Source organism: Bradyrhizobium sp. CSA207 (genome assembly GCF_029051685.1).
GTDB lineage: Bacteria > Pseudomonadota > Alphaproteobacteria > Rhizobiales > Xanthobacteraceae > Bradyrhizobium.
Genome location: NZ_JAACFT010000060.1, coordinates 20,935 through 27,486 on the forward strand (window position 1 = coordinate 20,935; position 6,552 = coordinate 27,486).

Sequence of the window (6,552 nt, forward strand, 5' to 3'; positions counted from 1 at the left end):
ACGAACTATGCACGATAGAGCTTATGCGGGGTACGACTCAGTATTTCAACGCCGCGCTCCGTCACCAAGACGTGCTCGCTCGTGCCAAATAAGTGGCCGCTCTCCCCAGACAAGATGAGCGGCATGTGCAACGTCATGCCCGCCTCGATGATGTCCGCAGCACCTGGCTCCAAGCTGATGTTCCCACGCTCGGTCCAATGGATACCAGTTTGGTATCCTACTCGGTGACGCAGAACTTGACGCCCGGACCGCACAATCACATTACGTCCGGCAGCATCCACTTCACCCGCCGTGACACCCGGTTTGATTGCGGCGATGGTAGCCTCAAGGGCCTCAACGGACAAGTCGTGAAGAGATTCGGCATCAGAATGATCACCAAGCACAGCACCCCGCACCAATCCTACGGCGTACCCATACTTCCAACCGCCGAGTTCGATCATGGCCGGTTGATCCTTTGCCATCGCATGTGGCATCGGACTTCCGTGGGACAGCTTCGTTCGCTCCCCGAATACAATGGTACGAGCGGGCCGGAGCTCGCCACCGGCCTTCTTGACTTCCGCGTCGAGAATCGTCGACATCTCTACTTCGGTGATACCCTCCCGAAGTGAATTTTGAAAAGTACGTACAGCTAGATCTGTTATAGCGATCGCGTCGCGAATGGTCTTAAGTTCCAGCTCGCTTTTCACGGCGGCAACCGACGCCACGAGACGAGTCGCGTCGACGACCTTCATATCCGGAAGTCGCACCTGAAGGGCACTCAGATCGTTCGGAGCAAGGTTCCAGCAGCCTAGCTCAAAGCCAACCCTACGACCCTGAAGCCCATACCGACGCAGGATGTCGGCGCACACGGTTGCAAAGTCGTATTGCTCTGTATAGGCGACCATCTCGTCGATACAGCTCTCTGCGCGAACACCCTCGACTTCGAACTCTCGAACGACAAATGTCGGCGCCCGCCCTGGCGTGAGAATTAGCGGGAACGGCGCGAAGTACGCACCATACCCGTGGTATCCGGTGAGGTACCGAAGATGGCCATGGGCGGTGACCAAAAGCGCGTCGAGCCCTGCCCGCTGTACGGCCGCAAGCGCGTTCTCTTGTCGGCGCTCATATTCCGATCGAGGAAATGGAACACCGGTAAACGGAATGTCTGTGGTCATGTCTTTATCCCTTTTGTTCTATGGCGAACTTAGGCCTGCCCGCGCGTTCGTAAGAGACATTTTTTGCACCGACCTTGCAGCATTTCTGCGTTTTTACTGGGTAGAGCCGCTAGAAGCGTAGCTAAGTTCACGCAAGCTGCTGTAATGCGGGTGCTGAGGCTGCCTACCAATGGCGGACGTCTTGCATATCGACGACGCCGCGATCGCAAATCGGGTTCAATGGATTCCTTTGCCAACTGTTGTGGCCAATTTTGATCGGCTGAGCCTGAGCACAGCTGCGGCAGTTCTGGCCAAAATTTATGCTTGTATGAGGCCGACCAAACAATTTAAGGCGGGATTGGGTCGGCCCGTCATCCTGCAACCACGTCGCTAGCCCATTTGATCGAGCATAACAGCCGAGCAATGTTTTGACGCTATGCTCATCGGGCGATCAGCGGGGGCGCGAGAGGCGGCAATCGTAGCGCGAGCTTGAACCAGAACCCTCCAAGGCTATGTCTTGGCTAATCTTAATGTGTGCTGACGCACACCAATCAAGACCGTATGGCGCGACAATCAGGATAGGTCTATCGGGAACATCGCTACATGCGGCAATACGAGGTCTCACCTTGATCGCCGCCGCCCAAGACCGCCACAATTGCCCCAGCGCCCACAGAATTGTATCGGCTACAGTCATGTGCGGTTGGGACATCTGCGTCTCTGCTTCAGATCGTTATTTTAACACGTACAGCGATCGCGCTGGTCCTTCGGCAGCGCTCAAGCATCCGCACCCGTTGCGGTGGTCTCGATCTTAAGATAGCAGTTCGACCGCCTCGTTAGATCACTATCATCATCCATGATTCGCCACGTCGTTTTGTTCACTGCCAAGGATAAGGCCTATATCGACCGAATATTCGAGGGCTTGTCGGTTCTCACCACAATTCCCCAAGTGCCTCGGCTCGAGGTTGCTCGCAATCGCAAGAATGATCAGCTCGGCAATGAGATTGACGTGGTGGTCTATGGCGAGTTTTGCTAACTAGGCCGACCTCGCGGCTTGCAGGGCGCATGAGCTCTATCAGGAATCGATCAGGCGAGTACGCCCTCTCCGAGAGCTGCGATTAGCGGCCGATTACGATGTATCGACAAGTATAATCCGCGCTCTGCCTGAATGGCCGCATAAGCTAAGTTGCTCGGCGCATCTCTCCGCCGGCGAAATTAGGTGAGAGTCGATCCCGAAAGCTTGTGGATCGGTAGGCCAGTGTCGCGGCTATCTTGGCGCAGCGAAGCAACGGAGGTTGTCCGTAACGACGTGATCAACGTCCGTGATCTTGTTCGCCTTAGGCCGCGTGCGCTGGTTATCTCGCCGGCTCCTGCGCGCCAACTGAGGCCGGAATATCCATAGCCGCGGTGCGAAACTTTCAGGTCAAGTCCCGATGCTCGGCATCTGCCTCATGTCTTGGGGGACGGTAGCGCGTGCACGTCGGCCAATCCATGGTCGCTGCTCATACGTGACCCATGACAGCCGAGGTCTTTTCGAGAGAATCCCGTCACCGATTCGCGTAGGTCGTCATTCACTCATCATCGAGCTCGATCAGTCGTGCGAGCCGCGTCTCATGGTAACGGCGCGTTCCGAAGAAGGTGAGATCATGGCTCTCGCACATCGCAATCAACCTACCTATGGCGTGCAGTTTCATCCGGAATCGATACTTGCCGAAGAAGGCGACGGAGTGCTCAGGAATTTTTTGCAACTGGCAAAGTGCTTTTAGATTGTGAGGATCCGAGTCATGCACACCTGCCAATCAGCATGACTATTCATCTCAATCTTCCGAACATGCCTGAAACGGCGCGCCTGGTGACACTTACAGGCTGCCGCCCGCACGCGGCAAGGCGAGCCTTCGGCGGAGGGTAACTGCCACGAGACCTCAAAGTTCGATGACATGTTAGAAGGCCTCCAGCGGGCATGCCGGAGGCCTTCGTGGAGGTTAGATTACATGTGTAGAGCTGTTCCTACTTCTCCTTCCGCTCGTTGATGGAAACTCACCAATTGCGCTGAGCGCGGAGCAGCAGGGTCAGGCTGTTCTGATCCTTCAGCTCGTAGGTCGCACCGGGCTTGGCAATGGTGGCCTGCAGCGGCGCAACGAGCGCCCCGACGTACTTCTGGTCGAGCATCGTGTAGGCAAGGTCGGCCGAGAAAGTCAGGTTCTTGACTGGGGTCCAGCGAGTGATCACACCCACAACACCGTAGTTGAAGTCGGGGTTGCAGGTCGAACCGGCGACCAGAACTGTGGCCATCGCGCCGCAAATATAACCCTTGGCCGTGCCGTTATAACGAACGGCAGCCCAAGCACCGTAGATGCCCGTGTTCCAGTACGGATCCCAGTTGTGGACATAGCCGCCACGGAAGCCATAGGTCGTGGTGAGTTCCTGTCCAGCGCCAGCAACGAAGACGCTATCAGACAGACCGCCGATTCCGAGGCTCTGGTAAGCGCCCGGCAAGCCAGTACCGCTGTACATGGCGTAGGTGGTGCCCATCAGGTCCTGGAAGTTGTAGCGGCTTGCACCATTCGTGTAGACGCCCTGGATGTTGAGGGTGTCACCCGCGCCAGTCGGAATGTTCTTGATCGACAAGGCCAATTGAGCAGCCCAGCCCCACTTGTCACCCGGATACCCAGTCGGCTCGGAGGCGCCGTAGTAGCCCGCGTGATTGTCGTGTGCCGCAACCGAAGCCTGGAAGAGGCCCCAAGCCTGATCAACACGGACCATACCGATGAGGTCCGGAGCGCGCGAGCCGCCGATGTCCTGAGCACCGTACGCACCGGCAACGAGACCAGCTGCGGTTGCCGCACTCACGTTCCAGACGTTGCTCTGGCCGTAAGCGACCTGATCCTGAGCCGAAATCGCCGCCGTGATGCCCTGACCGAAGTCAGCGGTGTAGGTGAACTGGTTCACGCCAGTGACCGTCCCGCCGCCGCCGGGCAGACCGTCGAAGTTGTTCTGCGGATAGTTCTGCCAGGGAGCGGAGAACTGGGAGACGGCCTTGCCCATCGTGAAGCCAGCGAACTGGATGAACGCGTAGTAGACACCGAGCGAGCCGCCTGCGACCTGACCGCTGCCGCTTCCGGCAGGATTGCTTCCGTTGTAGGCGGTCGATCCGCCGGTCAGACCGGCACCAGCCCCGGTGTAGCCACCGGACGTCCACGAGAAGGTCGCATCGAAGAAGGTGCGGACCACGCCGTACTCGGTCGCGGTGCGCGTATCGACGTTGAAGTCTTCACGGGAACGAGCGGTGTAATAGTTACTCAGGCGGTTCTGGGCGCCGGCGACGCTGCTGTTGGCCGCGTCATAGACGCCGTTGGTCGCCAGCGCGGTTTCAACGCGCAGATAACCACCCAGCTTGATGCACGTGTCAGTGCCCGGAATATAGTAGAAACCGGCACCATAGAGCGAGCAGATCTTCACGTATTCGACCGCCTTGGCTTTCACGGGCAGATCAGCCGCCCGCGCCCCGCCTGCCGCGATCAGACCAGCCACCGATCCGAGCAAAAGGCTCTTCACCATTTTCATGAAAGTCCCCAGAAGTGACGCCTCAACTGCTGCAGAGGACACCAACCACGCGCCCCGATGATTCTCGATCTGCAGGGCCATTCTCGAACGTCCACCAATGGATCGCATCAGTGAGCGTCGCGATGCGGATTATTCCGTCGCTCGCAGAGTCATCTTGACAGATTGCGGTAGTGTCGGGGCGGCGAACTTTGTTCGGAACGGACCAACGCGCGCCAGCTCACCGGTGACGTGTTCAAAACGCGTCATAACTGTGCGCATCGTACCGACGCCAAACCGGAGTGTACGATGTGTACGTTCCTGCACTTACAAGCATCGGACCAAACAGCCCACATTCAACTCTCGGGAAATCTGGAGGGCGCGAGATCGAAAGCACCACGTGATCAACTAGGGATCAGCAAGTTGTCATCATGCACTAACAGGGACCCGGCTCGGGCGTTGGTTCTCTTACTGCACTTGCAGGCTCCTGCAAGCCTGATAGCTCGTAGTCACCCTGAACCGCCCCGGGATTGCCGGAGGCTGTTTGGTTTGAGTTATGCCGCCATGGCCGGTTGTTCCAGCATGGCGTAGTAGCGTTGCTCGGCTTCGGCCGGCGGTATGTTGCCGATGGGCTCCAGGAGCCGCCGGTTGTTGAACCAGTCCACCCATTCCAGTGTTGCGAGCTCTACGGCCTCGAAGCTGCGCCATGGTCCGCGCCGATGGATCACCTCGGCTTTGTAGAGACCGTTGATGGTTTCGGCGAGAGCGTTGTCATAGGAATCTCCAACGCTACCGACAGAAGGCTCGATGCCAGCTTCAGCCAGGCGTTCGGTGTATTTGATAGAGACGTATTGGCTTGGACCGGCGGTCGAGCTCCGCCATCGCAAAATAGGCGCTTGCCTTGCGCAGGATCTCATTGGCCTGCCGAAGCTCGCGGTTCTCCCGTTCGAGCGCCTTCAGCTTCTCGGCCGCGTCGGTCGGAACGCCGGCCCGCTGCCCGCTATCGACCTCGGCCTTCTTGACCCAGTCATGCAGCGTCTGCGGCGTGCAGCCGATCTTGGCCGCGATCGACGTCACTGCCGCCCAGCGCGACGGGTGCTCGCTGGCGTGATCCAGAACCATCCGAACCGCTCGGGTCCGGACCTCGGGTGAAAACTTGTTCGTCGTCTTGCTCGTCATGACTCCATCCTCTCAAGAGTTGGAGCCTCCGGCAATCCCGGGGCGGTTCACCCGATGGAGATCGTTGATTGGCATCTGATCCGCGCTCCGAAAGGAGGTACGCGCTTTCTTTAACGGAGCGAAGCTTTCCGCAGCGCTCCATCAAGACCCGACGATTTGTTACAAGCTGCGCTGTTTCGCCAACGGAGGTCATCAAACTTGTAATTTCGGCTCTTGCAGAACTAGGCGTCCTCTCAGGACATCAGCTTTAGCAGTCTTAATTAACCGAGAGGTCACTCAGCGCCATACAAGGAACAACGGCGCAGCACTGGAGAGGCAATTCTAAGGGCCCGTCCATAAATAGCTCAGTCAATTCGTTTTGGACGATGATTTTTTCGATGAGGTGAAATCGTATAGTTCCAGTCGCCATGGAACGAGTGGCGGGTGAGGTTGATGGCAGCTATCTGGAGATCGGAAACCTTGACGCCTTTGGGATATTTCTTTTCGTCCAGCTCGGCGCGCACCTTGAGGCCGGCATCTGTTGGGTCGCGGCGATCAGCTGGACGATCGTGCGATAGCTACGCAGTGGCTTTCCCCGCCAGTTGATGGTGATGAAGGAGAAGAGACGATGCTCGATCTTGTTCCACTTGCTGGTGCCGGGCGGCAGGTGGCAAACCGTGATCGGCAACTTGAGCTCGTCCGCCAGTTTTTGAAGCTCGACCTT

3 protein-coding genes and 3 pseudogenes are annotated in these 6,552 nt (G+C 57.8%); 2 read left to right on the forward strand and 4 right to left on the reverse strand.

The window, feature by feature from the left end; genetic code table 11:
• Window positions 1–5 precede the first annotated feature (5 nt).
• Complete coding sequence (locus tag GWG65_RS38170) at window positions 6–1,154, reverse strand: Xaa-Pro peptidase family protein (protein WP_275200542.1); 1,149 nt, start codon at window positions 1,152–1,154, stop codon at window positions 6–8.
• A gap of 832 nt (window positions 1,155–1,986) precedes the next feature.
• Between GWG65_RS38170 and GWG65_RS38175 the strand changes: the two are divergent.
• Together GWG65_RS38175 and GWG65_RS40560 are read left to right on the forward strand one after the other, a co-directional pair.
• A pseudogene (locus GWG65_RS38175) lies at window positions 1,987–2,353 on the forward strand (Dabb family protein).
• A 228-nt stretch (window positions 2,354–2,581) separates the two neighbouring features.
• Window positions 2,582–2,896 (forward strand): gamma-glutamyl-gamma-aminobutyrate hydrolase family protein, encoded by a 315-nt coding sequence (locus tag GWG65_RS40560; RefSeq protein WP_342760709.1) that lies wholly within the window; start codon window positions 2,582–2,584, stop codon window positions 2,894–2,896.
• 271 nt (window positions 2,897–3,167) lie between these two features.
• Here GWG65_RS40560 and GWG65_RS38185 read toward each other — a convergent pair whose 3' ends face one another.
• From GWG65_RS38185 to GWG65_RS38195, 3 genes and pseudogenes are all read right to left on the reverse strand, one after another.
• On the reverse strand, window positions 3,168–4,694 hold the full coding sequence (locus GWG65_RS38185) for a porin (protein ID WP_275200543.1): 1,527 nt from the start codon (window positions 4,692–4,694) through the stop codon (window positions 3,168–3,170).
• Between the two features lie 530 nt (window positions 4,695–5,224).
• A pseudogene (locus GWG65_RS38190) lies at window positions 5,225–5,849 on the reverse strand (integrase core domain-containing protein).
• Between the two features lie 344 nt (window positions 5,850–6,193).
• Window positions 6,194–6,552 (reverse strand): annotated as a pseudogene (locus GWG65_RS38195) (ISAzo13 family transposase); the annotation flags it as partial.

Coding starts and splice junctions, on each gene's coding strand:
- GWG65_RS38170 (WP_275200542.1), bottom strand. CDS start 1,154: ATGACCACAGACATTCCGTTTACCGGTGTTCCATTTCCTCGATCGGAA.
- GWG65_RS40560 (WP_342760709.1), top strand. CDS start 2,582: ATGTCTTGGGGGACGGTAGCGCGTGCACGTCGGCCAATCCATGGTCGC.
- GWG65_RS38185 (WP_275200543.1), bottom strand. CDS start 4,694: ATGAAAATGGTGAAGAGCCTTTTGCTCGGATCGGTGGCTGGTCTGATC.